The 25,081-nt window shown below is 50.3% G+C and carries 20 protein-coding genes and 1 pseudogene; 17 read left to right on the forward strand and 4 right to left on the reverse strand.

Going from position 1 to position 25,081, the window contains the following annotated elements:
* The first annotated feature begins 10 nt into the window (after nucleotides 1-10).
* The 8 genes from MKX76_RS05940 to bshB2 all read left to right on the forward strand — a co-directional run bounded on the left by MKX76_RS05940 (nucleotide 11) and on the right by bshB2 (nucleotide 7,398).
* Nucleotides 11-991: an aldo/keto reductase gene (locus MKX76_RS05940; RefSeq protein ID WP_341033218.1), complete on the forward strand. Its 981-nt coding sequence runs from the start codon at nucleotides 11-13 to the stop codon at nucleotides 989-991.
* Between the two features lie 261 nt (nucleotides 992-1,252).
* Nucleotides 1,253-1,777 (forward strand): YfiT family bacillithiol transferase, encoded by a 525-nt coding sequence (locus tag MKX76_RS05945; protein ID WP_341033219.1) that lies wholly within the window; start codon nucleotides 1,253-1,255, stop codon nucleotides 1,775-1,777.
* Nucleotides 1,778-1,932: 155 nt separating this feature from the next.
* The gene (locus MKX76_RS05950) at nucleotides 1,933-2,934 is read left to right on the forward strand and encodes a Gfo/Idh/MocA family protein (protein WP_341033220.1); all 1,002 of its coding nucleotides are present in this window, start codon (nucleotides 1,933-1,935) and stop codon (nucleotides 2,932-2,934) included.
* A gap of 27 nt (nucleotides 2,935-2,961) precedes the next feature.
* Entirely contained in the window at nucleotides 2,962-3,912 is a 951-nt protein-coding gene (locus tag MKX76_RS05955; RefSeq protein WP_007130148.1) for an AraC family transcriptional regulator, read from the forward strand.
* Between the two features lie 14 nt (nucleotides 3,913-3,926).
* Nucleotides 3,927-5,015, forward strand: a complete 1,089-nt coding sequence (locus MKX76_RS05960; protein ID WP_028404917.1) for a Gfo/Idh/MocA family protein — start codon at nucleotides 3,927-3,929, stop codon at nucleotides 5,013-5,015.
* Nucleotides 5,016-5,272: 257 nt separating this feature from the next.
* Nucleotides 5,273-6,067 carry a helix-turn-helix domain-containing protein gene (locus MKX76_RS05965; protein ID WP_028406560.1) on the forward strand — a complete coding sequence of 265 codons (795 nt, stop codon included), beginning with the start codon at nucleotides 5,273-5,275 and terminating at the stop codon, nucleotides 6,065-6,067.
* 307 nt (nucleotides 6,068-6,374) lie between these two features.
* On the forward strand, nucleotides 6,375-6,719 hold the full coding sequence (locus MKX76_RS05970; RefSeq protein ID WP_341033221.1) for a YojF family protein: 345 nt from the start codon (nucleotides 6,375-6,377) through the stop codon (nucleotides 6,717-6,719).
* A gap of 22 nt (nucleotides 6,720-6,741) precedes the next feature.
* Nucleotides 6,742-7,398, forward strand: coding sequence for a bacillithiol biosynthesis deacetylase BshB2 (gene bshB2 / locus MKX76_RS05975; RefSeq protein ID WP_007130144.1), 657 nt, complete (start codon nucleotides 6,742-6,744; stop codon nucleotides 7,396-7,398).
* A gap of 102 nt (nucleotides 7,399-7,500) precedes the next feature.
* On the opposite strand, the gene cdaS is transcribed toward bshB2, so the two are convergent.
* Entirely contained in the window at nucleotides 7,501-8,124 is a 624-nt protein-coding gene (gene cdaS, locus MKX76_RS05980; protein ID WP_007130143.1) for a sporulation-specific diadenylate cyclase CdaS, read from the reverse strand.
* A gap of 305 nt (nucleotides 8,125-8,429) precedes the next feature.
* On the opposite strand from cdaS, the gene MKX76_RS05985 reads away from it, so the two are divergent.
* Together MKX76_RS05985 and cysI are read left to right on the forward strand one after the other, a co-directional pair.
* Nucleotides 8,430-10,268: an assimilatory sulfite reductase (NADPH) flavoprotein subunit gene (locus tag MKX76_RS05985; protein WP_341033222.1), complete on the forward strand. Its 1,839-nt coding sequence runs from the start codon at nucleotides 8,430-8,432 to the stop codon at nucleotides 10,266-10,268.
* 43 nt (nucleotides 10,269-10,311) lie between these two features.
* Nucleotides 10,312-12,033, forward strand: coding sequence for an assimilatory sulfite reductase (NADPH) hemoprotein subunit (gene cysI / locus MKX76_RS05990; protein WP_144865963.1), 1,722 nt, complete (start codon nucleotides 10,312-10,314; stop codon nucleotides 12,031-12,033).
* A 73-nt stretch (nucleotides 12,034-12,106) separates the two neighbouring features.
* Here cysI and MKX76_RS05995 read toward each other — a convergent pair whose 3' ends face one another.
* Both MKX76_RS05995 and MKX76_RS06000 read right to left on the reverse strand, forming a co-directional pair.
* A complete protein-coding gene (locus MKX76_RS05995; RefSeq protein ID WP_251534542.1) occupies nucleotides 12,107-13,306 on the reverse strand; it encodes an MFS transporter in 1,200 nt (399 codons plus the stop codon).
* A 306-nt stretch (nucleotides 13,307-13,612) separates the two neighbouring features.
* Nucleotides 13,613-14,499 (reverse strand): annotated as a pseudogene (locus MKX76_RS06000) (LysR family transcriptional regulator).
* Nucleotides 14,500-14,644: 145 nt separating this feature from the next.
* Between MKX76_RS06000 and MKX76_RS06005 the strand changes: the two are divergent.
* The 3 genes from MKX76_RS06005 to MKX76_RS06015 all read left to right on the forward strand — a co-directional run bounded on the left by MKX76_RS06005 (nucleotide 14,645) and on the right by MKX76_RS06015 (nucleotide 17,242).
* A complete protein-coding gene (locus MKX76_RS06005) occupies nucleotides 14,645-16,036 on the forward strand; it encodes an MFS transporter (protein ID WP_341033223.1) in 1,392 nt (463 codons plus the stop codon).
* A 72-nt stretch (nucleotides 16,037-16,108) separates the two neighbouring features.
* Nucleotides 16,109-17,020: an NADP-dependent oxidoreductase gene (locus MKX76_RS06010; RefSeq protein ID WP_341033224.1), complete on the forward strand. Its 912-nt coding sequence runs from the start codon at nucleotides 16,109-16,111 to the stop codon at nucleotides 17,018-17,020.
* A gap of 123 nt (nucleotides 17,021-17,143) precedes the next feature.
* The gene (locus MKX76_RS06015; protein ID WP_341033225.1) at nucleotides 17,144-17,242 is read left to right on the forward strand and encodes a hypothetical protein; all 99 of its coding nucleotides are present in this window, start codon (nucleotides 17,144-17,146) and stop codon (nucleotides 17,240-17,242) included.
* A gap of 16 nt (nucleotides 17,243-17,258) precedes the next feature.
* On the opposite strand, the gene MKX76_RS06020 is transcribed toward MKX76_RS06015, so the two are convergent.
* Entirely contained in the window at nucleotides 17,259-18,083 is an 825-nt protein-coding gene (locus MKX76_RS06020) for an AraC family transcriptional regulator (RefSeq protein WP_341033226.1), read from the reverse strand.
* Nucleotides 18,084-18,202: 119 nt separating this feature from the next.
* Between MKX76_RS06020 and MKX76_RS06025 the strand changes: the two genes are divergently transcribed.
* From MKX76_RS06025 to MKX76_RS06040, 4 genes are all read left to right on the forward strand, one after another.
* On the forward strand, nucleotides 18,203-21,325 hold the full coding sequence (locus MKX76_RS06025; protein ID WP_007130132.1) for a glycoside hydrolase family 2 TIM barrel-domain containing protein: 3,123 nt from the start codon (nucleotides 18,203-18,205) through the stop codon (nucleotides 21,323-21,325).
* Nucleotides 21,326-21,976: 651 nt separating this feature from the next.
* The gene (locus tag MKX76_RS06030) at nucleotides 21,977-22,696 is read left to right on the forward strand and encodes a YebC/PmpR family DNA-binding transcriptional regulator (protein WP_040738722.1); all 720 of its coding nucleotides are present in this window, start codon (nucleotides 21,977-21,979) and stop codon (nucleotides 22,694-22,696) included.
* Between the two features lie 204 nt (nucleotides 22,697-22,900).
* Entirely contained in the window at nucleotides 22,901-23,812 is a 912-nt protein-coding gene (locus tag MKX76_RS06035; RefSeq protein WP_007130129.1) for a tyrosine-type recombinase/integrase, read from the forward strand.
* 259 nt (nucleotides 23,813-24,071) lie between these two features.
* Nucleotides 24,072-25,073, forward strand: coding sequence for a hypothetical protein (locus MKX76_RS06040; RefSeq protein WP_007130128.1), 1,002 nt, complete (start codon nucleotides 24,072-24,074; stop codon nucleotides 25,071-25,073).
* Nucleotides 25,074-25,081 lie beyond the last annotated feature (8 nt).

Raw genomic sequence — 25,081 nt, forward strand, 5'->3', positions numbered from 1 at the left:
GAAAATGTGCATGAATCACACTTTAGGCAGATCGGGCATTCCCGTAAGCCCGCTCGGTTTAGGCTGCTGGGCGATCGGGGGACATTTTACGCTGGATGGTCTTCCGGATGGATGGGGGCAGGTCGATGATCAAGAATCGATAAAGGCTATTCACGCGGCGATGGAAAGAGGGGTAACCTTCTTTGATACAGCGGACGCTTACGGCACGGGACATAGTGAAGAAGTGCTGGGGCGTGCCGTGAAGGGAAGGCGTCAGGAGGCCGTCCTCGCTACAAAGTTTGGGTTCACCAACAACGAGGCAACCAAAGAAGTGTTTTCAAGACACGACGTCTCCCCTGCATACGTTCGGGATGCATGCCAGCGGTCCCTGAGACGGCTCGGGACCGATTATATTGATCTTTACCAGATACACGTCGGCTCTTTGAGCACAGAGGAATTGGAATCGGTCACCGATACGTTGAATGGGCTGCAGCAAGAGGGCTTGATCCGCAGCTACGGCTGGAGCACCTGGGATGCCGCGCAAGCGGAGGGTTTCGCTCAGCAATCCGTGGCCACTGCTATTCAGCATCCGTTGAACGTGCTAAGGGACGACCCGGAGATGATCTCGGTATGTGAACGCTACGGGCTGGCGAGCATCAATAACTCGCCGCTGGCCATGGGGCTGTTAAGCGGAAAGTTTACGGCTGACTCCAAGCTTCCGATCTCAGATGTAAGAGGAAGCGGTCATGAGTGGGTGACTTATTTCCATGAAGGGAAGGCGGTACCGTCCTTCCTGTCCAAGCTGGAGGCCATAAGGGAAATTTTAACGAGCGGAGGCCGCACCTTGGTCCAAGGGGCGCTTGCTTGGATTTGGGGGCGCAGCCCGGCGGCCATACCGATCCCGGGATTCAAGACGACTAGCCAGGTGGAAGATTTGACAGGCGCGATCGGACAAGGGCCACTGTCTGAATCGCAAATGAAGGAAATCGACGATATTCTCCGCTCCATGTAATTCGATATTTCGGAAAAGCCCCTGGTTCTGGTACCAGGGGCTTTACATTTAAAGCGATGCGGTTGGGTTCAAAGGCAGCGTTCTTTGATTTCGTTTCGTTCCATTTTTTGATGGGAGGAGATTGAAACGATATGAACGAATATGTAAAACGGTAGACTTCGATCAGAGTTGTACGATATCTCGTACAACTAGGCAATCCACATGTGCCTCGACTGAAAGAGCAACCATGCAACATTAAATATTGAACAGGAGTGAGAGACCATGGACTTGAGATACCCGATCGGGCCTTTTGCTTGGGAAGGAACCGCTACAGCAGAGCAGCGGGAGAGTTGGATAAGCGATATTGAGAAGCTGCCTTCAATGCTCTCGGCCGCCGTGCAAGGTTTAAGCGAGGAGCAGCTAGGCCTTCCATATCGCGAAGGTGGCTGGTCCATCAGACAGGTTGTGCACCATCTTGCCGATAGTCATATGAACAGTTACATCCGTTTTAAGCTGGCGCTGACGGAGGACAATCCGACGATTAAGCCCTACGATGAGCAGAAGTGGGCGATGATGCAGGACGCGCCCCTTGTCAATGTTCAAGTATCCCTTTCATTAATCGAAGGACTGCATGCCCGCTGGACGGCTGTGCTAAACGCCATGACCCCGAGCGATTTCGATCGAACCTTCTATCATCCCGAATCCCATAAAACCATGAGCCTGTATTATGCAACCGGCATGTATGCATGGCACGGGAAGCATCATACGGCCCACATTACATCCCTGCGCGAGCGATTAGCTATATAAGGAAATTCCCGGATGGCTCCGTTTGAGACGGAGTTTTTTATTCATGCATGTCGTGATATCTAACTTGATTGTCGTAATATTACACTGTAAATCCGGATTTTCCTGTGATAGATTAAGTGCATGATGTCTTAATATTTAATACTGGGGTGACGATCATGATCAGAATCGGAAAAATCAGTTATTGGCATGTTCACGCTTGGGACTATACGAAACAAGCCCAGGAGCATCCGGGCACGGAAATTGCTGCGGTCTGGGACGAAAATCCGGAACGCGGCCGCAAAGCCGCAGAGCAGCAGGGCGTTCCGTTCTATGAATCATTGGATGAAATGCTGGCACGGGAAGATATCGATGGCGTTATTGTGGATGCACCGACATCCATGCACCGTGACGTTATGGTGAAGGCGGCGAAGGCCGGCAAGCATATTTTTACGGAAAAGGTCATTGCGTCAACGCTTCACGAAGTGAATGGAATTCTAGAGGCAGTGAAGGAGCATGGCGTGAAGCTGACCGTATCGCTGCCAAGACTAAACGATGGCTATACGCTTGCGATTCGAAAAATTCTGGAGGAGGGCTTGCTTGGTAAGGTGACGCTGGTACGGGTGCGTTTGTCGCATAACGGCGCGACCGCAGGCTGGCTGCCCGAGCATTTCTTCAGTCTGTCCGAATGCCATGGCGGTGCGCTGATTGATCTGGGTTGCCACCCGATGTATTTGACGCGGCTGTTCCTTGGTGAAGCGCCGGTCGATGTGCAGGCGAATTTCGGTTACGTAACGGGCAAGGAAGTCGAAGATAATGCGGTGGCCACTTTGTCGACCGAATCGGGCGCCGTGGGCATCGTAGAGGCCGGATTCGTGAACAATTACTCGCCATTCACCATTGAAATTCATGGTACGGACGGTACGATTCTGTATGGCACACCGGATAGCAAATTGCTCATTCGTTCCTCGAAGAAGGAGGAGTATAGCGAAGGCTGGGTAGAGCTTCCGGTACCTGCGAATCGCGAAAGTGCTTTTGAACAGTGGGTTACACATATTAAGACCGGCACAAATGCTGACGAGAACATCGAATACGCCGTAGAACTTACCAAGCTGATGGAGGCTTCCAACCGCGCTGCGAAGGAACGCCGCGCCGTCCGATTGGATGAACTGCAGGCGTAAGCGTAAGGGTAAGGTGAGTTTCCTGCAATGAGCACCCATTTTCCATATGAAAGCATGAAGGAACGACAGGATGCCTTGGAGCGGCTGGATTTGAAAATTTATTGGGGCCGGTATGAAATCCGGGTTCTGCGTTTTCATCTGACGACGTTCCCGCCGGGGAAGATCGTATCCTTCCACAAGCACGCCGAATTTGAATTCCATTTCATTCCTCGCGGTAAAGGAACCGTGATCATGGAAGAAACGCCCTATTCGCTCCGAGAAGGCATGTTCTATCTAACAGGGCCAAACGTGCTGCATTATCAGGAAGCGGACCCGGTGGAGCCGATGGATGAGCTTTGTCTTCACGTGGATATTACGCAAGTGGATGAGCAGGAATTGCATAAGGAGAATCGGTCGCTGCCGGCTGCGGATCCGTGGGAGATCGCCGAAGCGGAAGACTGCATGGAGAAGCTGAAGGAGCTGCCGCTGAAGCCGACGATGGATATCCATCGGGCCATGCCGTATTTTCTGGAGGCGTATCAAGCCTCCCAGGAGAAATATCCAGGGCTTTATACGACCATCAAGCACTGCATTATTCAGATTCTGATCCGAACGGTAAGAGCTTATGCCTCGAAACCGACGGAGGCGGAGCTGCCGTCAAGAGACATGAAGGCGTACCGCTATCAGCTGGCCATGGAATATATTTATGCCAATTCGGCGGGCGAGGTTGTGCTGGATGATGTTGCGGAGAAGCTGCATATCAGTTCAAGGCAGCTGCAGCGAATATTCAAGGATCAGGCGGATGGGCGCTCCTTCAGTGAAATCCTTGAGGATGTCCGGCTTGAGTCCGTGTGCAGGAGGCTGCTCGATACGGATTGGTCGATCGACAAAATTGCATTGCACGAAGGATTCTCCAGCGGAAGCTATCTGCATACGGTCTTCCGCAAACGTTATGGCTTCACGCCTTCAACTTATAGAACGATGAAAGTGAAATCGTAGGGGGAACATCAGACATGGGGAAAACCATTCGAATCGGCATCATCGGAAGCGGCGGGATCGCCGGAGAGCATGCCAAATATTATAAACAAATTGAAGATGTCCAGATTGTAGCCGTGGCGGACATTCTGCCGGGCAGAGCGGATCAGTTCATCGAGCGATGGGGGCTGCAAGGCGCGATCGGTTTCGATGATCACCGCAGACTTCTGGATCTGGAGCTTGACGGCGTGAGCATCTGCACACCGAATGTCGCGCATTACCGCACGACGATCGACGCGCTTACCGCTGGCAAACATGTTATGCTGGAGAAGCCGATGTCCGTTACGCTGGATGAAGCCATTGAGATGGTACAGACCGCAAAGCGGACGGGCAATATGCTGAACGTTGGCTTCCAGCCGCGGTATGACCCGAATATGGGGATCATCCGGGATCTGATCCAGAACGGGGAGCTTGGCAAGGTTTACTACGTGGAGACGGGCGGCGGACGCCGGCGCGGCATGCCGGGCGGTACGTTTATCCGCCAGGAAATCGCGGGTGCGGGAGCGATGGCCGATATCGGCTGCTACTCGTTGGATATGGCATTGAATGCCATGGGATATCCGAAGCCGCTGACCGTATCGGCGTATACATCCAATCATTTCGGCACAAATCCGAAATACCATGCGGAGGCCGGATCGTTCGATGTCGAGGATTTCGGGGTTGCAATGGTGCGCTTCGAAGGGGATCTAGTCCTGAATTTCAAGACATCCTGGGCGATGCATATGGATACGCTGGGCGCGACCATGTTCCTTGGAACGGATGCGGGGATGAAGATTACGCCGGCCGGTACGGGACCTTGGAGCGGCGTATGGGACGGAAGGGTAGGCTCGATCTCGGTATTCCATGACATCCAGGGGCATCATACGGAAAGTCCGATTCCGCTGATCAACCACCAGATTAACGTGTTTGAGGAGAAAATCAAGGATTTCGTCCGGGCGGTCCGCGAAGGCGGTCCCGCACCGATTCCAGGGGAGCAGGTTCTGCGCAACCAGGCGATTCTGGACGGGATTCTGCGCTCCTCCCAGAGCAAAAAAGAAGTGGAAATCCAGATTCCGGATTTGGATTAGAATGAGTGAAAGTCGCGCCATAGGCGCGGCTTTTTTGTTGCATTGGGCTTTGGGTGAATCGGGTCATACATCTCGTAAATGATCATTTCGTCATGGTTTTCGGCACTTCATATGGACAAGAAATATCTGACGGAGTTCTTCCATTATATGCATGAATATGGTATCATTCAGCATATGCGAACGATTGTTCTGTTGGGTAATTGAAAGAACCATTTTGTATATCCCATAACTTGATCAATAGGAAGGTGCAGCCGTTCATGAATGAGCGTTACGCCGAGATAGATGAAGTCATCGCATACATACATAAGAACATTTACGAGCCGTTACCATTGTCATTATTAGCCAACTACATTGGATACAGCCCATATCACTTCTCCCGGATCTTCAAGGAGCGCATCGGACTTCCTCCTTTGTATTATGTATCCTCACTCCGACTTGAGAAGGCCAAGGATTTGCTGCTGCATACACATCTGAGCATCCGGGATATCGCGCTTGAGATCGGACAACAAAGCCTGGGCACCTTTACAACCCGCTTTACCGAAAGGGTAGGGGTATCTCCGTCGAATTTTCGCAATTCCAGGGATGAGGTGAACGAGCGTTTGTTAGCGCTTCAAAAGCTGAGCGACTGGCGGCAATCGATGCCTGTGTTAAATCCCAACGCAACCATTGAAGGCACGGTACATGCTCATGCCCCGTTTCAGGGTGTTATTCTGATCGGATTATTCGCAAAGCCCATACCCGAAGGCCTTCCGCTGTACGGCACGCTCCTGCCATCGCTGGGTCCCTTCAGATTCACGGATGTTAAACCCGGAACGTATTACTTGATGGCAACCTCCGTTCCATGGGGCATGCAACCTGTGGACGTTCTTCTTACCCAATCTACAACGCTGCGCACCCGTTCCAGGGAGCCGATTGTCGTGACACCTTATACCAAGGTTCCGCCGTTAGAAGTAACCTTGCACGTTCCTAGATTGGATGATCCGCCGATTCTGATCTCGCTGCCGCTGCTCATGGACCATTTCTTGAAGAAGGTGCCTCTGGCCATCCGGTAGGCTGTTAGGGAGGATTTGCTATTTGAAAGGATTGTACCCATTATCTATTCTCCATGATTGAAGGGCGTCATCACCGCTAAGAGCAGTATCGCTAAACTGTGGTTCGTTGACAATCACGCCGCGAATCATGATACTTAAATGAGGGGCATCAGGCATTGCAAGAGCGGAAAGCCAATATGCCTGAGTTTAAGCGCGACCGCAGTGATTGTATCACACCTTGCTTGTTTCGCCCCCGTGCAGGAATATGGTAGAATGGACCATACGCCTTACGAGATTTGAGACGATCTATTGAATACAGGAGGGAACTATGGAACTCATAAATCCGGCTGAAGTACAGCGAATGATCGATACATTGAAGAATCAGGATTTATATATTCATCTTGAAATGACGACAGGTGCTTATGCGGCTCATTATGACAGCTCGAAGCATCCTGCAGCGAATTTCATCACGAATGCACTGATCCGGTACGAGCACGGCTCTATATCTGGGAACGGTCCTTACCGGGTCGGATTGAAGATGAGCCATGGCTGGGTTTACACCGAAGGGCTTACGCATTTCGAGCAATCCGATACGAAGCGGCTGATCATGGCCGGCCATGACAGTCAAGGGAAGCTGGTCGTCGCACTGCAGCTTAGTCGGGAGCCTTTTTAAATACAGAGAGGAGTTGAGGAGAATGGGGCAAAACATACTGGTAATCCTGCCGCATCCGGATGATGAAGCGTTCGGCTTATCCGGGACGCTGGCTAAATATATCGTTGAAGGCGCGCATGTGACTTACGCTTGTCTGACACTCGGGGAGATGGGCCGCAATATGGGCATTCCGCCGTTCGCCAACCGCATTACATTGCCGAGCATTCGTAAAGCCGAGCTGGAGGAATCCTGCAAGGCCATCGGTATCCAGGATTTGCGGCTGATGGGCTTCCATGATAAAACGATCGAGTTCGAGGATCAAGATAAGCTGGATGGAGTGATTGCATCCTTGCTAGAGGAAATCAAGCCTTCGCTTGTCTTCACGTTCTATCCCGGTTACAGCGTACACCCGGACCATGATGCAACCGGCGCAGCCGTAACACGCACCATTCAGCGGATGCCGGCGGAAGAGAGACCGGCCGTACACTGTCTGGCATTCTCCAAGAATTGTGAGGAGGAGCTCGGCAAGCCGGACGTTATTCATGACGTATCCATGTTTATTGTACAGAAGATGAACTCGATCCAGGCTCATCGCTCGCAGTTCCAGGCAGCGGAGCTGCTTGGCAAGAAGCAGCTGAAGACGAAGGAAATCGAGCAGCGCTTCGGGACCGAGCGCTTCTGGACATATACATTCGCTTAAGCAAGTATTGGTGATCGAAACCGTTCCTTTGAGAAATGGTCGCTCTTCGCTTCCATTCCTTCAAAGGGCGGTTTTTTGCGTTTGTGGAAACTAGGTTCATGATTAGGGGATAGGAATCGACAATGGATACAACGTTCCCTGCATGCAAAAAGAGGTTTTGCCGGTTTCCTCCGAGACGACCAGCACGAGGGCGTCGCACAATTCAGTCAAACCGATGGCCGCCCGATGCCGGGTGCCCAGCTTCCGTTCTCCGTAGGTACGGCCAGTTAGCGGCAATACATTGGCTGCCGAGAGAATCATATCCTGCCGAACAAGGACGGCCCCGTCATGAAGCGGGCTGCCTTGAATGAAGATGGACTCGAGCAGCGGGCTCGTGATCTCGGCAGACAACGGAATTCCTGGGGTGATAAAAGGCTCCAGCACATCTTCTCGTTGAATCACGATCAGCGCGCCCATCTTCTTCTGGCTTAAATGATAGATCGAGGTCGCAATTTCTTTGTATTTTTTCGTAAAAGGATAGAGGAAACAGTTCAAATAATAGGTGGAGGAAAGAGCTTCAGCCTCCAGGAATTTGGATCTGACGAGATCCAGGTCATTGAGCAGGCAGGTTTGATCCTGATCCAGCTTCTCGATGATCTGCCGGATCTGCTGTTCGATCTCGACGAGCTGCTCCTCAAGCTTGTGCTTCAGCGGGGCAAAATTGCAATGTTCCGTGCTTGATCCCATGAATTTCCCTCCTTATCCTTAGGTATCTTTACCATTCCCCTATCCGTATATTCTTATGGCTGTTGTACGCAAACACCTCTCCTTGTAAAAGCCACTCCCCGCAAATACCGCCCAACACGTCCAAATAGTCAACTTTGAGAGCATCATATCCCGAACTTATCGATTTATCAGCAGATCTGATAACTGTTATAAGAACATTCGAATTGACCGTTTCCCCTAGCTATGATAGGTTCAGAGGAGTAATAAAATTAATTGTATCGTATTACTAGGAATTAAAATCGGATGCTTTTGCGAGGTGGATATTGTTGGAACTTCAAGTAACGAACAGCCCTTTCAACCAGGAGCAGGTTGATCTGTTGAACCGTTTGCTGCCGACATTGACGGAAGCACAGAGAACCTGGCTCAGCGGCTATATTACAGCTCTCCAAAGTACGGCAGCTGCCTTGGCTATCCCTGCTGCTGCTACGCAAGCGACGGTTTCGGTCAGCGCAGCTCCCGCGGCGGCTGCACCGAAGGAAATCACCGTATTATTCGGCTCTCAGACCGGCAACTGCCATGGTTTGGCGAAGAAGCTCACCAAGAAGCTCGAGGAAACAGGGATGAAGGTCACGCTGTCATCCATGAGCGACTTCAAACCGAACACGCTGAAAAAGCTGCAGCATCTCCTCATTCTCGTGAGCACGCACGGTGAGGGAGAACCGCCGGATAACGCGATCCCTTTCTACGAATTCCTCCACAGCAAGCGGGCTCCGCAATTGGACGGTTTACAGTATTCCGTGCTGGCGCTGGGAGATACCTCGTATGAGTTTTTCTGTCAGACCGGAAAGGATTTCGACAAGCGGCTCGAAGAATTGGGAGGACAACGGCTGGCGCCGAGAGTGGATTGCGACGTAGATTTTGATGAGCCGGCATCCGAGTGGATGACTCAAGTTCTTCGATCCTTGAATCAGTCCGGCGGGCTTTCGGCTGCTTCGGGTGAAGCTGCTGCGGTAGCTCTGAGCGAGAGTACGGAATCGGAATATTCGAGAAGCAATCCGTTTCAAGCCGAAGTGCTGGAAAACTTGAACTTGAACGGCCGTGGTTCAGAGCGGGAGACCCGCCATATCGAAATATCCCTTGAAGGTTCCAATCTCCAGTATGAACCGGGGGACAGCCTCGGGATTTACCCGGAAAATCATCCGCTGCTGGTAGATGAGCTGATTACGGCGATGGGATGGAATGCGGACGAAGAGGTTGTGATCAACAAGAACGGCGAGGTGCGCAAGCTTCGCGATGCGCTGCTGCGTCATTATGAGATCACCGTGCTGACAAAGCCTTTGATTGAACAAGTGGCGAAGCTGACGGGCCATGAAGGGCTGAAGGGCCTGCTCGAGCCAGGCCACGAACAGGAGCTGCGCAATTACATTCAAGAGCGCGACCTGCTGGATTTGGTTCAGGATTACGGATTGCGGGAAGTGCCAGCCCGTGATTTGGTAGGGGTGCTGCGTAAAATTCCAGCACGCCTGTACTCGATTGCAAGCAGTCCGAAGGCATATCCGGACGAGGTTCACATTACGGTACGAACGGTCCGTTATGAGTCACATGGCCGGAACCGTTACGGCGTTTGCTCCGTTCAATTGGCCGAGCGGCTAGAAGCCGGCGATTCGCTGCCGGTGTACATTCAGCACAACCCGAACTTCAAGCTGCCGGCGAATCCGGACACGCCGATTATTATGATCGGACCGGGTACGGGCGTTGCTCCGTTCCGGGCATTCCTCGGGGAACGCGAGGAGATAGGCGCCTCCGGGAAATCATGGTTGTTCTACGGGGATCAGCATTTCGCCACGGACTTCCTGTACCAGATCGAATGGCAGCGCTGGCTGAAGGAAGGGGTACTGACGCGGATGGATGTAGCCTTTTCCCGTGATACCGAGCAGAAGGTTTATGTACAGCACCGCATGCTGGAGAACAGCAAAGAGTTATACCAGTGGCTGCAAGAGGGAGCCTGCGTTTATGTATGCGGTGATGAGAAGAAGATGGCTCATGACGTGCATGCAGCGCTGGGCACCATACTGGAGCAGGAAGGCGGCCTTAGTCCGGAAGAGGCATCGGAATACCTTACCCTTATGCAGCAACAGAAACGTTATCAGCGGGATGTCTATTAATTTTGGAAACGATATCCCGTGATCGCGAGAGGAGAGCAGGGACATGTCTGACAATCATTTGTTATCACCGAATAGTGCACCGCATAGCGATGTAGAAGATATTAAGCGCCGAAGCAACTATCTGCGAGGCAGTCTGGTCGAGACGCTTCAAGACCGCATCACGGGCTCCATCCCGGAGGATGATAACCGGCTCATGAAGTTCCACGGCAGCTACATGCAGGATGACCGGGATTTGCGGAATGAACGGCATAAGCAAAAGCTCGAGCCTGCCTATCAATTCATGCTTCGCGTTAGAGCCGCCGGAGGCGTGGTGACACCGGAGCAATGGCTGATGATGGACCGGGTCGCACAGAAGTATGCCAACGGGACGATCCGGTTGACTACCCGTCAATCGTTCCAGCTTCACGGCGTGCTTAAGTGGAATATGAAAAGCACGATCCAGGAAGTGAACGCAGCGATGCTGAGCACGCTGGCCGCATGCGGTGACGTGAACCGAAACGTCATGCTCAATCCGAATCCGTACCAATCCGAGGTTCATTCGGAGGTCTACGAATGGGCACGCAAGATCAGCAATCATCTGGATCCCCGCACACGGGCATATCACGAAATTTGGCTCGATGGAGAAAAGGTTGTCGACAGCCGTGAGGATGAAGAGCAGGAGCCGATCTATGGCAAAGTCTACTTGCCGCGTAAATTCAAGATTGGCATTGCGGTTCCGCCTTCCAACGACGTCGACGTGTTCTCGCAGGATCTTGGCTTGATCGCGATTGTGGAAGACGGGAAGCTCCAGGGCTTCAATGTAACGGTAGGCGGCGGCATGGGGATGACGCACGGGGATCCGCTCACTTATCCGCAGGTAGGGAAGCTGATCGGCTTCTGTAAGCCGGAGCAGGTCATCGATGTTGCGGAGAAGACGGTTACGATTCAACGTGATTACGGCGATCGGGCCGTGCGAAAGCATGCCAGATTCAAGTATACGATCGATGACCGCGGAATCGGCTGGTTCGTAGGCGAGCTGAGCAGCCGGCTGGGCTGGGAGCTGGAGGAGGCGCGTCCGTTCCATTTTGACCATAACGGTGACCGCTATGGCTGGGTAAAAGGCAGCAATGGACGATGGCACTATACCCTCTTTATCCAGAACGGCCGGGTGAAGGACGAACCGGATTATTTGCTGATGACGGGCCTGCGGGAAATTGCGAATATTCATAACGGCGATTTCCGCCTCACGGCGAACCAGAATCTGATCATTGCCAATGTCAGCAGCCATAAGAAGAAAAAGATCGAGGAACTCATCCAAACCTATGGATTGACGGACGGCAAACACGGCTCTGCGCTTCGCCGCAATTCCATGGCCTGCGTGGCGCTGCCGACCTGCGGTCTGGCAATGGCGGAGTCCGAACGCTACCTGCCTTCGCTGCTGGATAAAATCGAACCGATGCTTGCGGAGCACGGACTGAGCGAAGAGGATATCGTCATTCGGATGACCGGTTGCCCGAACGGCTGCGCACGGCCGATGCTTGCGGAGATTGCATTTATCGGCAAAGCGCCGGGCAAATACAATATGTACCTGGGTGGAGGCTTTTCCGGTCATCGACTGAACAAGCTGTACAAGGAGAACATCGGAGAAGCGGAAATTTTGGATACCCTTCGTCCGATCATCGCCCACTATGCCCAAGACCGGCACGACGGCGAGCATTTCGGTGATTTTGTCATTCGGGCAGGCTATGTGCAGGAGGTACTGGACGGCCGGCAGTTCCACGCATAATCGGTTCGCGAAAAATACCAAGAGCCTCACCCTTCTGTCCAGGGTGAGGCTCTTGAATTATTTCGGATAGGGATCAAACGCTTCCTTTGGAAACCGCGCTTCGTTTCAATAACGGAAGGAGGAAGAGGACGCCAACAAGGAACAGGATGGAGCTGATCGAGTAGACGGTAACCAAGGAGGAGACGCCTTTCAACATGCCGCCTAGCGACATGCCGATGACCATCATGCCCATGAACATCGGGGTGAGAATGCCGCCTACCCGGCCGATAAAGGAGCTGTCGGTATTTTTCAGGATCAGCGTATTGATGCCGATGTGGATGCAAGGGTAGAAAAAACCGTTCACGACTTGAAGCAGCAGCGTTAGCGGGATATGGGTAGAAAAGCCGATCCCGATTGTTCCGATGGCGCTGACGGCAAGTCCAGCGGCCAGTAGAGTTTGAGGGGAAACCTTCTTCGCCAACCACATGACGAATCCACCGCCAACGAGCATAGCCGCACCGTTCGCCGTCAGCAGCCATTGAAGAAACGCTTTGTCCTTCCCCAGATTCTCGATCGTGACGAACAGCAATAAGGGCTGGATCAGGCCTGCCGCTAGCCCGGCGACGGTAAACGTAGCGCCAAGAGAGCGCAAGGCGGGCCGTTTCCAGACATACTGAAACCCTTCCGTCAACTCTCGTTTAAAATCAGGCTTATGAGATGGCCGGGCATTCTTCTCGTCTCTTGGCAGACGGGATAGGAACAGTGCGGATCCGCTGAATAACACGCCCGTAACGACCAGCGATATTTCGATGCCGTACCGCTGGTAGACGAAAGCTCCGGCGATCGGGCCGATGACCATAAAGAAAGCCACCAACGATTGAAATATCGCCATCAACGATTGAAGCTGCTCCTCCGGCACATGACGTTTAAACAGCTTCATCGTGGAAGGCTGCGAGAATTGGGAGACGACCGCTGAGAAAAAGGTTAGTCCGAGCAAAGCCTGCCATGATCCGAGGTGAACGGCGGCCAATACGAGAAATACGGAAAGGGCGGACAGCATATCAGCCCCGAGCATCGTTCGTTTGGGCTGCCAGCGGTCGGCATACGTTCCTCCGATGATCGCAAAGATGAAGATCGGCGCATATTCCGCAACGGATATCAGCGAGACGTACAGCGGGTCATTTTGGGTCAAATCCGTAACGTACAGCAAAATCGCAAAGTTACGGACCCAAATGCCCAGGTTGAGAAACACCCGCGACAGCAAAATGACGCGGACGTAGGGATTGTTAGACACGGAAATAGGGCTCCTTTCTAGGCTATCGAATGAATCAAGCTAAATAACGTAATCAAACAAACGAATGCGCAGAACGATGTTTAATACATAGACATAATAATAAAATGTCTATAAAATTACAAGCGTTTATTTTTCCGTGTTTATGATGCTGCAGAGGAATAGGCGTATACTTCGGCGATATTATCGTTCGTGCAGGCTATGTGCAGGAGGTACTGGACGGCCTGCAGCTTCACGCCTAAACGTACAGATAGACGAAATAAGAGCCACTCCCTTGATGATAGGGGTGGCTCTTTGTTTTGTGCTTGTTTATAGGGATGTGCTTCCATCGGAATCCTTGAAATAATCCATCAAGAACTCGCGAAATGTGCGGGCAGCCAGAGACAGATATTGTTTGCTATGCCAGACCAGCCGGTAATCGCGCCTGCATTTCGGTTCCGTGATCGGAATCAGCGTAAGCTTACCGTCCTGAGCGCTTTTGCATCCGTACAATGCAACCCCGATCCCCGCTCGAACCAGGCTGGCAACCGCCGGCGGCTCATCCACCATGCATACATACTTTGGACGGATTCCCGCTTCACGAAAGTACTCGTCATACATCTTTTGAAAAATAAAATCTTCTTTATATCCAATAAACGATTCTCCGCCCAGCTCGGACAACCGGACACTCGTTTGACCCGCCAGCCGGTGCCCCGCCGGTACCGCTAAATAGATGTCTTCGCTCAGCACGGTAACCTGGGACAAAAAGGGCTGCTCCAGGGCTATTGCAGTAAAGCACATATCGGCCCGCCCGTCTTCCACCAGTTGGATCATTTCATCCGGACTGACCTGGGAGATCTTGAAGTTCACGTCGGGATATCGTCCAATAAATCGGCTGAGCGGATCGGACAGCAGGTCGAGCGTAGAGGTTGCCAAGTGGATGCTTCCATGCTCGAGACCGGCCAGCTCCATTACTTCCTTCTGACCTTCCTCAAGCAGCCGCAGCGCGCGATCCACCTTGTCCAAATATAATTAACAAATGCATTTAACCGAATTCGTCCGCCGTATCGATCAAAAAGAGGGACGCCGACATCGGCTTCCAGCCTTGCAATCGTCTTGCTAAGAGCAGGCTGAGCGATGTGCAGCTCCTGTGAGGCCCTCGTCATATGTTCCATTTTGGCTACTGTCTGAAAATAACGCAGCTGGAGCAGCTCCATCTTCATCCCCCTATATACTGAAGTATATGATCAACATGTTAGGATATATATTTCAGTTTATTCCAGAAGCCATATAAAATACAAGTGAAACAGAAGGTCATTCCTCTATTTATCGGGGATTCCATTTAAGTCAGGAGTGTTATGCATGGAGAAACGGTCAATTAAGTCACCCACGGACCGCCTCATGGTCTTAGTGGCCCTCACCCTTGCCGTCACGGTTATGAATGCAACGATGTTCAACATTGTGCTTCCAGAGATTCGGCATGAATTCAAGCTAAGCATGTCAGAGGTCAGTTGGGTGAGCACTACGTATTTGCTGGTGTTTGCGGTAGGCAGCGTAGTGTACGGCAAACTCGCAGATGCTTGTCGGTTAAAATCCCTGATTACGTTTGGATTCATTACCTTTGCGGCGGGCTCGCTTGTCGGGATGCTGTCGGTATCCTATGGCATGGTCATTGCCGGACGGATGCTGCAAGCCGCAGGCGCGGCTGTAATCCCTGCTGTATCAGGAATAATCCCTGTTCGTTATGTTCCGTCATCCACGAGGGGGAGAGCCCTGGGGATTACGATGACGGGCGGCGCTGTCGGCAGCGCCGCAGGCCCGGCGTTGGCAGCCCTGCTGTCGAGCGTTGTGCATTGGCGGCTATTGTTCCTGCTGCCTGTGCTGACCCTGCTGTTATTGCCGCTTTACTACAAATATTTACAGGATGATCAGCAAGGCCGCAAGGTAAGGATGGATTGGCTTGGAGGAGGATTGCTTGCCGGGACGATTGCCATGCTGCTGCTGTTCGTAACGTCGGTGGCACCATGGACATTCATTGGCTTCGTTTTGCTTATGTCGGCTCTGCTCCTGAGAATAACGAGAGCCGAAGAACCTTTTATCAGTCCCCGGCTTTTTTCGAATAGGCGTTATGCGCTGGGCCTGGGTATTGTCTTTATGACAACCGGCATCGGCTACTCGCTGGCATTTCTGACACCGACCCTGCTGTCCGAATTGCATGGGATGGGAGACGGCAAGGCCGGTTGGGTGCTGGTACCCGCTGCTGTCCTCGCAGCGCTCTTAAGCAAGTCGGGAGGGCGCGCGGCGGATCGCAAGGGCAACAGCTTTCTTTTCTTCTTAGCCTCGACGCTATACATGATCTGCTTCTTGATGATGTCTTCTTTTTCAATGGGTGCGCAGATTCTCATCGCCTTATTCCTAATCTTTGGCACTGTAGGCCAGGCGTTTATGGCGATTTCGCTTACCAAAACCATATCGCTGGCCCTTCCGAAGGATCAAAGCGGTGTTGGCCTGGGGTTGATGTCGATGCTGAATTTTATTTCAGGAGCTGTTTTTGCCAGCCTGTACGGAAGAATGGTGGACCAAGGGATCGGTTCAGCCTGGAACCCTTTGATTGGAGAGAAAGGCGCTGAAGCCAATACCTTCAGCAACATTTATTTGCTGCTGGCCATGCTGATGATGGCGGTCGTCATGATCTATGCTGCAGCGTTCATGCGGCGGTCGAAGAAGCTTCAGGATGCTTCCTCAACAGGGTGAAAGTCCAGGTGCGGAAAGGGCGAAGGAAGTTATATCTGTCAAAATTGATTTCGTATAAAGGAGAGGTTGTATATGAAAGCCATGGCTGTATCCACTTTCGGTCCTCCGGAAGTCTTAACCCTGATGGAAATGGAGAACCCATCCGCAGGTCCCGGCACCGTGCGAGTTCGGGTGAAAGCTGCCGACGTGATGCCCTTTGATTGCCGTGTACGGGAAGGAACGATATCCTATGTCCGCAATAAGCCGTTTCCCATTATTCCGGGGAATGAATTTGCCGGCATCATTGATCAAGTGGGCGAGGGGGTGAATGGGTTTGAGGCCGGTATGGAGGTACTCGGCTTCTCCCTATTCAACAGCTATGCGGAGTATATCGTAGTCAGTGCAGACCAAATCGTAACGAAGCCGCCGTATATGCCGTGGGATATTGCAGGAGGTCTATCCGGCAACGGCCAAGGAGCGCATATGGCACTGAAGGCGATCGGCATCGGGCATGGCGATACCGTGATCATCCATGGCGCGGCAGGGGGATTCGGCACATGGGCCTGCCAGCTGGCTAAGCGCTGGGGGGCCAAGGTCGTCATCGGTACGGCTAGCGAAGCAAACCATGACTATTTGCGTTCACTCGGCGTCATCCCCGTCCATTACGGGGAAGGACTTGTGGAACGGGTACGCGCGATTGCACCCCAGGGCGTTGATGCTGCACTTGATGCCGCAGGAGCCGAGGCGCTTAGGGCTTCGGTAGAGCTTGTTCCGGACAAGAAACGGATACGGACGATGGTAGCGAGCGAGACCGCCGACGAGCTTGGCGTACCTGCGCTGGAAGGCACGCGAAGCGCAGCCAGGCTCCAAGAGCTGACCGATCTGTATGAGGAAGGGGCCGTTCGGATCCATCTCCGCCAAACCTATCCGCTAGCATTGGCGCAGGAGGCGCATCGCCTGGTAGAGACCGGCCACGGACGAGGAAAAGTGGTATTAACTTTATAAGCCAAGCTGAGACTTTTACGAATGGAAGCCGCGATGATCGCGGCTTTTTCATGTCTTAAGCCAGTCACTGCCGGAACTGATACCAGACCCAGGCTTCATCATGTATAACCTATCGAATCGGATTTGGCGAATGCCGTACAGCAGCTGGATCAAGCCGGCTTCAGAACGTTTATGGCCGAGCTGCAGGATCAGCTTGACGCGTTCGCAGCAACGAGCAAGTAACACGGGATCCAGAAATCTAATAGCTTTGAGATTTCTTGAATGTTTCAGGGGAAACCCCCTCTAATCGTTTGAAAACCGTGCAAAAATAGCTGGTGTGCTCAAATCCGGCCATGCCGGCAATCTCTTGGATTTTAAGCTGCGGCTCCAAGACCATAAGCTCTTTGCTTAATTGAATGCGCTCCCGATTCACGTATTCCATCGGTCTTAAATTGAAAGCTTTTTTGAACAGCAAGCACAAATATTGCGGGGTGACGCCAGCCTGTTCCGCCAAGAGATCGAGCGTTAGCGGATGCTGACAATATTCCTTAATGTATCGAATGACAGGCTGCAGCCGCTCGAAATGCTGATGCCGGGTATGCTGCTTGGCCTGGATTTGCATGGGGATATCCAGGAGCAGAGCGTAAAGCAGCTTGGAGCATTCCACGCCGGCATGGCTGTCGTTTGAGCCGGCACTCTCAATGATGCTTGAAAAAACCGCCTGCATCTTATCCGGGTCCAGCATCGTATACACGCCCGACTTCGTAATTCCGGCTTGGGCGAGAAGCGGCCCGCATAGACTGCCCTCCAGGGAAATGAACATCAGTTTCCATGGCTCCTGGAGTGCGTGATAGCGGTGCGGAACATCCGGGAACAGGCAGATCGCCTGCCCCGCTTTGGCGGAATAAACGCTGTCGTCTGTATAGAGAGCTCCTTCACCCGACAAGATCATGAGCCACTGGTAGGATGCGAAGCCGTCAGGCCTATGAACGGGCTCCTGGTGGTTCCATTGTCCCGCTGACGTAAGATACACGGGAAGACGTCTGTCCGATTCACTCAGATGGCAGAAATGGATAATATCCATAGAAGTCTGCACCTCGGTTTCAAATATTTAAATCATGCTGAATATCGTTTAATGGAAAAAAGAAAATTCATCACTCTATAATGTGAATATAATTATAACAGAAATGGAGTGAACGGAATTTGGGAAAGACGAAGTGGATCTACAGCCCGCCAGCGAACGGTTATCCCGAATGGAATAATAACCCTGAAATTTATCAATTGAACCGTATGGATGCCCATGCCACGCTCATTACATATGACACTTTGGAGGAAGCTATCGAAGGTAGGTTCGAGGATTCCCGAAACTATTTGAGTTTAAACGGCTCATGGCAATTCGCTTGGGCGGAAAATCCGGAGAAGCGGATCAAGGATTTCTACAAACGAGATTATGATGCGTCGAACTGGAAAGAGATTACCGTCCCCGGGCATTGGCAGCTTCAAGGCTATGATTACCCACAATATACGAACGTCCGTTATCCCTGGGTCGAGCAGGAGAATTTGAAACCGCCTTACGCGCCGACGAAATACAATCCCGTCGGTTCCTATATAAAAACGTTCGCAGTTCCGGACGACTGGAGCGGCCAACCTGTTTTTATCAGCTTTCAAGGCGTTGAATCGGCATTTTATGTTTGGCTGAACGGAGAGATGGTTGGATACAGCGAGGATTCCTTTACGCCAGCTGAATTTGATCTTACCCCTTACCTGGTGCAGGGCGAGAATAAGCTCGCCGTCGAGGTATATCGCTGGAGTGATGCCAGCTGGCTGGAGGATCAGGATTTCTGGAGAATGAGCGGCATATTCAGGGATGTGTACCTTTACACGGCGTCGGATGCCCATATTTACGATTTTAAAGCGCTCCCTGAGCTGGATGACGATTATAAGAATGCTTCTCTGAACGTTGCCGTGCGAATCAACAATTATAGCGAACAGCATCAAGGGGAATTGGCGCTGGAAATGCAGCTGTTTGACGAGCATCGGCAGCCGGTGTGGAGCAATGCCGTATCGGAAGGCTTCACGCTCGGCACCGACAAGGCGCAGACGATCACTTTGCCTGGCCAGGTCGATTCTCCAAAGCTATGGAGCGCGGAATATCCGAATTTGTATACGTTGGTCGTTTGTTTGAAAAATGAACGAAACGAGCCCGTTCAATACGTAAGCTGCAAAGTAGGCTTTCGCCGGTTTGAGATTCAAGACGGGCTGATGAAGATTAACGGACAGACGGTGGAATTCAAGGGCGTCAACCGCCATGAATTTTCTCCGCAGAAGGGCCGCGCGATCGGCGTCGAAGAGATGCTGACGGATATCAAGCTGATGAAAGAACATAACATCAATGCGGTCCGGACCTCCCATTATCCGAACCATCCGAAATGGTACGATCTTTGCGATGAGTACGGCTTATACGTCATTGACGAGGTGAATCTTGAAACCCACGGAACTTGGCGCTACGGACAGAAAGAGGAAGAGGATACGGTCCCCGGAAGCAAGCCGGAATGGCTAGGCAACGTGCTGGACCGCTCCAAGTCGATGTATGAACGGGATAAAAATCATCCGTCGATCGTGATCTGGTCGCTAGGCAACGAATCGTTCGGCGGAGACAATTTCCTTCATATGTACCGTTACTTCAAAGATAATGACCCGTCCCGCATCGTGCACTACGAGGGCGTGTTCCACGATCGCCGGTCGGATGCGGCATCTGATATCGAAAGCCATATGTATACGAAGCTCGATTATATCGAGAGCTATGCCCGAAACAACCCGCCCAAACCGTTCATCCTGTGCGAGTACAGCCATGCTATGGGCAACTCCTGCGGCGGGTTAAGCGCCTACTGGGAGCTGTTCGACCGGTATCCGGTGCTTCAGGGAGGGTTTATCTGGGATTGGATCGATCAATCCATTCTTACCCGCAACCAAGACGGCGAGGAGTACTTGGCTTATGGCGGAGATTTCGGCGAATCGCCGCATGACGGCACCTTCTGCGGCAATGGCCTCATCTTTGCGGATCGAACCGTGTCGCCGAAGATCGCTGAAGTGAAAAAATGCTATCAAAGCGTCCGATTTGACGGAAGCAAGCTCTCAGAAGGCCGCTTGAGCATAACGAACAAGTATCTGTTTACGGATCTTTCGGAATTTGATTTTGTATGGAATCTCATGCGTAACGGCGATCCAGTCGCGGAAGGCGAACGCGTAATTCCTTGCGCGCCGGGCGACGTCATCCAGGTTGACGTCACGGACATCCTGAAGCATACGGAAGCTGGATCGGCCGGTGATGAATTTATCGCAACCTTCGGATTTCAGTTGAAAGAAGGCACGACATGGGCTGAACGAGGGTATGAGGTTGCCTTCGGACAGTTTGTGCTTCCGGCCGTTCAGAAGACTCGAGTGAACCCGATTCCTGCCGGGAAGCCGGTACAGCTGGACGTGAAACAGGATCAGGTTACCGTAAAAGGGGAGGAGTTTGCGGTTGTTTTTGATAAAATCACGGGGGAACTGGTTTCTTACGCAGCCGCAGGCGTAGAGCTTATCGCTGTGCCGCTCCGTCCGAACTTCTGGCGGGCCATGGTGGATAATGACCGCGGGAACAATCTGGAGGAGCGCAGCGGAATATGGCGCGCAGCCAGCATGGAGCGGAGGCTGCTCGAGTTCTCCTATCGTGCAGCTCCGGCTTTGGCAGATGTCAGGGTTCGCTATGCATTGCCGACCGTACCGGAGTCCAGCTGTACCCTGGAATACAGCATTCAAGGCGATGGAACGATGGATGTGCGGATGCGGCTCACACCCGGCGAGGGCTTGCCGGAAATCCCGGAAGTCGGTTTGCTGTTTGCAATGGAAGGCTCGTTCGATCTAATCAAGTGGTACGGAAAGGGCCCGTTTGAGAATTATTCCGACCGGAACAGCGGAGTGAAGATCGGTAAATATGAAGGGCTCGTCAAAGATCAATGGGTTCCATATTTGCGGCCGCAGGAATGCGGAAACAAGACGGAAGTTCGATGGGCATCGGTGGAGAACAAAGTCGGAACGGGTTTCTTGTTCGAAGGTAACACCAGGTTTGAATTTAATGCGTTGCCGTATACGCCGTCCGAAATCGAGGCGAGCGATCATGCCTATAAGCTGCCGGCTTCCGACAAAACCGTTATCCGGCTCATGGTGAAGCAAATGGGCGTCGGCGGTGACGACAGCTGGGGAGCAAAGCCTCATCCGGAGCATATCCTGTACGCGAACCGGGAATACAGCCTGGCACTAACATTAAAAGCGTTCGGAAAGTAATTTGAAGTTTTAAAAAGGAACGACCGAAGAACCACCGAGCCATAAAAATAAGAAGCGACCGTTTCCCGCTTAGGAGAAACGGTCGTTTCCTTATTGGATGGTGGGAGTGGAGACAAGAGAAGAGCTTGCCGGTTGCCCCGCTGACGTAAGGTTTCACCATGGTTGACAGACTCGTGCACGAATACTCAATTCATCGGCGATCTGCTCCACCGTCTTCGATTGTTCTTGCACATACTTTACGGTTTCACGTTTAAATGTCTCGTTATAATGTTGTCTATGGCCACTCATTTTTTGGACACCTTCTCGTCTCCTTTGTTTCATTATCGTTTTATCACTAAGGGGTGTCTACTTTCTATTCTAGCTGCAAAAAGGGACTAGTACGAGCGAACCGGAGCTCCAAAGGCGCAGCAAGTCCCCAAAAGGGACTTGTATCGTTAACGTTACTTTCAACATCCATATCCGAGTTACTTTACGCCCTATTGACCAGTTTGGTATCGGACGCGGCTAGGGGATGACCGAAGGACTGCTTATCCTTCCACATCCCCTAATCTTCGCTCTTAACTTGTTCATCTTCTCTAATAGAGATATAATGGACGAGGGTATTTGTTGAATACCGGCTACAGATTCAATGATGAAAGAGAGCGGAAAAGTATGGGCCGTAAATGGAATAATATTAAAGAGAAAAAAGCATCCAAGGATGCGAATACAAGTCGCGTGTATGCGAAGTTCGGCGTTGAAATTTATGTCGCCGCGAAGAAGGGTGAGCCGGATCCGGAATCCAACCGTGCACTGAAGGTCGTTCTGGAGCGTGCCAAAACATATAACGTGCCGAAAGCCATCATTGACCGTGCGCTGGAGAAAGCCAAAGGCAGCGGCGATGAGAACTATGAGGAGCTTCGTTACGAAGGCTTCGGGCCGAATGGCTCCATGATCATTGTCGATGCGCTGACGAACAATGTGAATCGTACAGCTTCCGCTGTACGCGCAGCGTTCAATAAAAACGGCGGCAATATGGGTGTCAGCGGATCGGTTACGTATATGTTCGATGAAACAGCCGTATTCGGCGTAGAAGGCAAAACTTCCGAGGAGGTTATGGATCTTCTACTCGAGGCGGACCTGGATGTCCGTGACATTATCGAAGAGGATCAGGCGGTTATCGTTTATGCAGAGCCGGATCAATTCCATGCGGTTCAGGAAGCGTTCAAGAATGCAGGGGTAACCGAGTTTACGGTCGCCGAGCTGACGATGCTGGCGCAAAACTTCGTCACCTTGCCGGAAGATGGCTTAGCCCAGTTCGAGAAGCTGATCGATGCGTTGGAAGACCTCGAAGACGTCCAGCAGGTATATCACAACGTGGAATTTGAGGAATAGGATACAAGAATCCTTTAAACTCAGTGTTTAGATGCTCTTACTGCTGATTCAAACATGGGTAAATATCCGAATTTCACCGTTTTTCTCAATCAGCGATGGTATACATTTTGTTGATTGATGAAATTTATGATGATGTACGTTTTTCCAGAAGTGCTCGCTATTTTAACTCACTTTTTGTATGACTATACAAGGAGTGAGTTTTTTATGTTATTAGAGGATGTTTACAAAGAGTTTCTATTTGATTTGGAGATCAAGAATTATAGTATCAGAACTATAAAAGGATACAGAAATAATAACAGAGCCTTCTTAAATTTTTTAATTAATGAATATGACGTGACGGAAGTGGAAGAAGTTAATACTTCCCATATCAAAGCCTATCTTAGGAACTTAAAAGACAAAGGTTTATCTGAAACCTACATCAATGGGATACAAAAAAACATTCGTTCGTTTTTCCGTTTCAATGTTGAAGAAGGATATATTGCTGAAAAAAGAAATCCTGTTCTTGGTTTGAAGTGGATGAAGGAACCAAAGGTTCTGATTCAGACTTTCAATGATGAAGAAGTGAAGAGAATGCTTAACGTTTTTAAAGGGGATTACTATTTAAGTTTACGTAATAAGCTAATTCTGATGTTCTTTGTGGACTTAGGAATCAGAAATTTGGAATTATGTACTCTTAGTTCTCTTGATGTAAGAGATAGTGTTATAAAGATACATGGAAAAGGGAATAAGGAAAGACATTTATACATTTCACCTCTTTTGAAAAAGTACATTATCAAATACGAGAGAGTAAAAGAGGCATATTTTAAAGATAAAATTATGACTGATTCGAATTTTTTCTTATCTCAAAATGGTAAAACTCTTACAGTTGTTGCAATTGAGGTAATAGTCAAAAAAGCTGGAGCGGAGGCTAAGGTTCGAGAACATATTCGTTGCAGTCCCCATACACTTAGACATTACTATGCTCAAAAACAATTAAGATTAGGATTGGATGTTTACAGTCTTAGTAGATTATTAGGACATGAGTCGACTGTTATCACTAATCGTTATCTACAGTCAATTCAAGATGAGCAGATACTTGAGTTGGCAAAGACAACCAGCCCGTTAATGAACTTATAGAGTTTGCATTATATTTTCATTGAAATAATTGAATGTTTAAGAAGAGAATCAATTAAAATTTTCGTTACAAAATGGAGGCGCTATGATAGCGATGGTTATTGAGTAGCGTGTGAAAGATAGAGAAGTTCCAAAACATCCAAATTAGATACGAAAGTCCCATTTTTTGGTTTTATATTGGAATAAACAGTTAAATACTCCTATTGTATGTTTGTCTCAAAAATTGTAAATTGATGTACATACTAACAACTGGAGGTTTCAAATGAAGAAAATAGCAGTCACTTTGACATCTGTACTTTTAGCTTTCTCTATCGGCGGAAGTGCAATATCTTTTGCAGATGCAGGAAATGAGCAACTCCCGACACAAGAGCAGATTCAACAAGCTGAGGAAACGCAAAAAATAACAGACCAAATTTACGAGAATGCTTATAAAAAAGCAGAAGAAGAGATTGAGAAAGAAAAAACGAGAAAAAGCATTAGTTTGAATATAGACAATGCAGTCATAGATGAAAAGGCAATTTATGATAAGTATCGGGAAGCAGCTAAAGAGGAGAACAAAAAGTTTCTTTTAGAGAATGGATGGAGCGAAGTATCGGAAACTGAAAATGTTGTTACTCCGCTCTCAACTCCTTCTCAGTTGGCAATGACGGACGAAACTATCTTGTATAACTCCAGTACAAAACAATATCAATTTTCAGGAGAGTTTAACTTCACGGACCTCACTGGATGGGATAATTATGCTGATACTTACGATGTTTTAGCCATTAGAAGCAATAATCAGATTGGCATAGTGAAATCATACGCAACTACTACTAAAGTTGAAGCGCGTTATTGTGGTAGCGTTACTGCGGCAAATAGGATATCATATAAAGAGAGTCAATCTGGCTACGATAACAATGGAGTTCCTATTGCCAATTCTAAAGTAACTAAGCAAAAAGAAACTGCGAATGGAGTTATCTGGACAATTGATGATACTAATGCTTACTCATCTAGTATTCCTTGGTCTTGTGGAAGTGCTGCAGACAAGTCGATATTAATTAGAAGTTATGATACGGATCATGGTAGAGCAACGCTATACTTTACTAAAATAGGCTCAGCTTCTACAAACAAAGTTTTTCTCGACTTCGAACACAACTGGAAAACTCATAAACTTGATGCTTCTGCAACAATCTCAGGAACAGGTTTAAAAGATACTCAACTTACTGTCACATATAAATCGGTTAATAATCGTTACCCTCGTACTAGCACAGGCAGAGCATATTAAAAGGAATC

Origin of the sequence: Paenibacillus sp. FSL R5-0810 (genome assembly GCF_038002285.1) — a bacterium.
Taxonomy (GTDB): Bacteria; Bacillota; Bacilli; order Paenibacillales; family Paenibacillaceae; genus Paenibacillus_AQ; species Paenibacillus_AQ lactis.

Excerpts from the sequence above, each read along its gene's own strand:
- MKX76_RS05940 (WP_341033218.1), top strand. The coding sequence starts at position 11 with ATGAATCACACTTTAGGCAGATCGGGCATTCCCGTAAGCCCGCTCGGT.
- MKX76_RS05945 (WP_341033219.1), top strand. The coding sequence starts at position 1,253 with ATGGACTTGAGATACCCGATCGGGCCTTTTGCTTGGGAAGGAACCGCT.
- MKX76_RS05950 (WP_341033220.1), top strand. The coding sequence starts at position 1,933 with ATGATCAGAATCGGAAAAATCAGTTATTGGCATGTTCACGCTTGGGAC.
- MKX76_RS05955 (WP_007130148.1), top strand. The coding sequence starts at position 2,962 with ATGAGCACCCATTTTCCATATGAAAGCATGAAGGAACGACAGGATGCC.
- MKX76_RS05960 (WP_028404917.1), top strand. The coding sequence starts at position 3,927 with ATGGGGAAAACCATTCGAATCGGCATCATCGGAAGCGGCGGGATCGCC.
- MKX76_RS05965 (WP_028406560.1), top strand. The coding sequence starts at position 5,273 with ATGAATGAGCGTTACGCCGAGATAGATGAAGTCATCGCATACATACAT.
- MKX76_RS05970 (WP_341033221.1), top strand. The coding sequence starts at position 6,375 with ATGGAACTCATAAATCCGGCTGAAGTACAGCGAATGATCGATACATTG.
- bshB2 (WP_007130144.1), top strand. The coding sequence starts at position 6,742 with ATGGGGCAAAACATACTGGTAATCCTGCCGCATCCGGATGATGAAGCG.
- cdaS (WP_007130143.1), bottom strand. The coding sequence starts at position 8,124 with ATGGGATCAAGCACGGAACATTGCAATTTTGCCCCGCTGAAGCACAAG.
- cysI (WP_144865963.1), top strand. The coding sequence starts at position 10,312 with ATGTCTGACAATCATTTGTTATCACCGAATAGTGCACCGCATAGCGAT.
- MKX76_RS06005 (WP_341033223.1), top strand. The coding sequence starts at position 14,645 with ATGGAGAAACGGTCAATTAAGTCACCCACGGACCGCCTCATGGTCTTA.
- MKX76_RS06010 (WP_341033224.1), top strand. The coding sequence starts at position 16,109 with ATGAAAGCCATGGCTGTATCCACTTTCGGTCCTCCGGAAGTCTTAACC.
- MKX76_RS06020 (WP_341033226.1), bottom strand. The coding sequence starts at position 18,083 with ATGGATATTATCCATTTCTGCCATCTGAGTGAATCGGACAGACGTCTT.
- MKX76_RS06030 (WP_040738722.1), top strand. The coding sequence starts at position 21,977 with ATGGGCCGTAAATGGAATAATATTAAAGAGAAAAAAGCATCCAAGGAT.
- MKX76_RS06035 (WP_007130129.1), top strand. The coding sequence starts at position 22,901 with ATGTTATTAGAGGATGTTTACAAAGAGTTTCTATTTGATTTGGAGATC.
- MKX76_RS06040 (WP_007130128.1), top strand. The coding sequence starts at position 24,072 with ATGAAGAAAATAGCAGTCACTTTGACATCTGTACTTTTAGCTTTCTCT.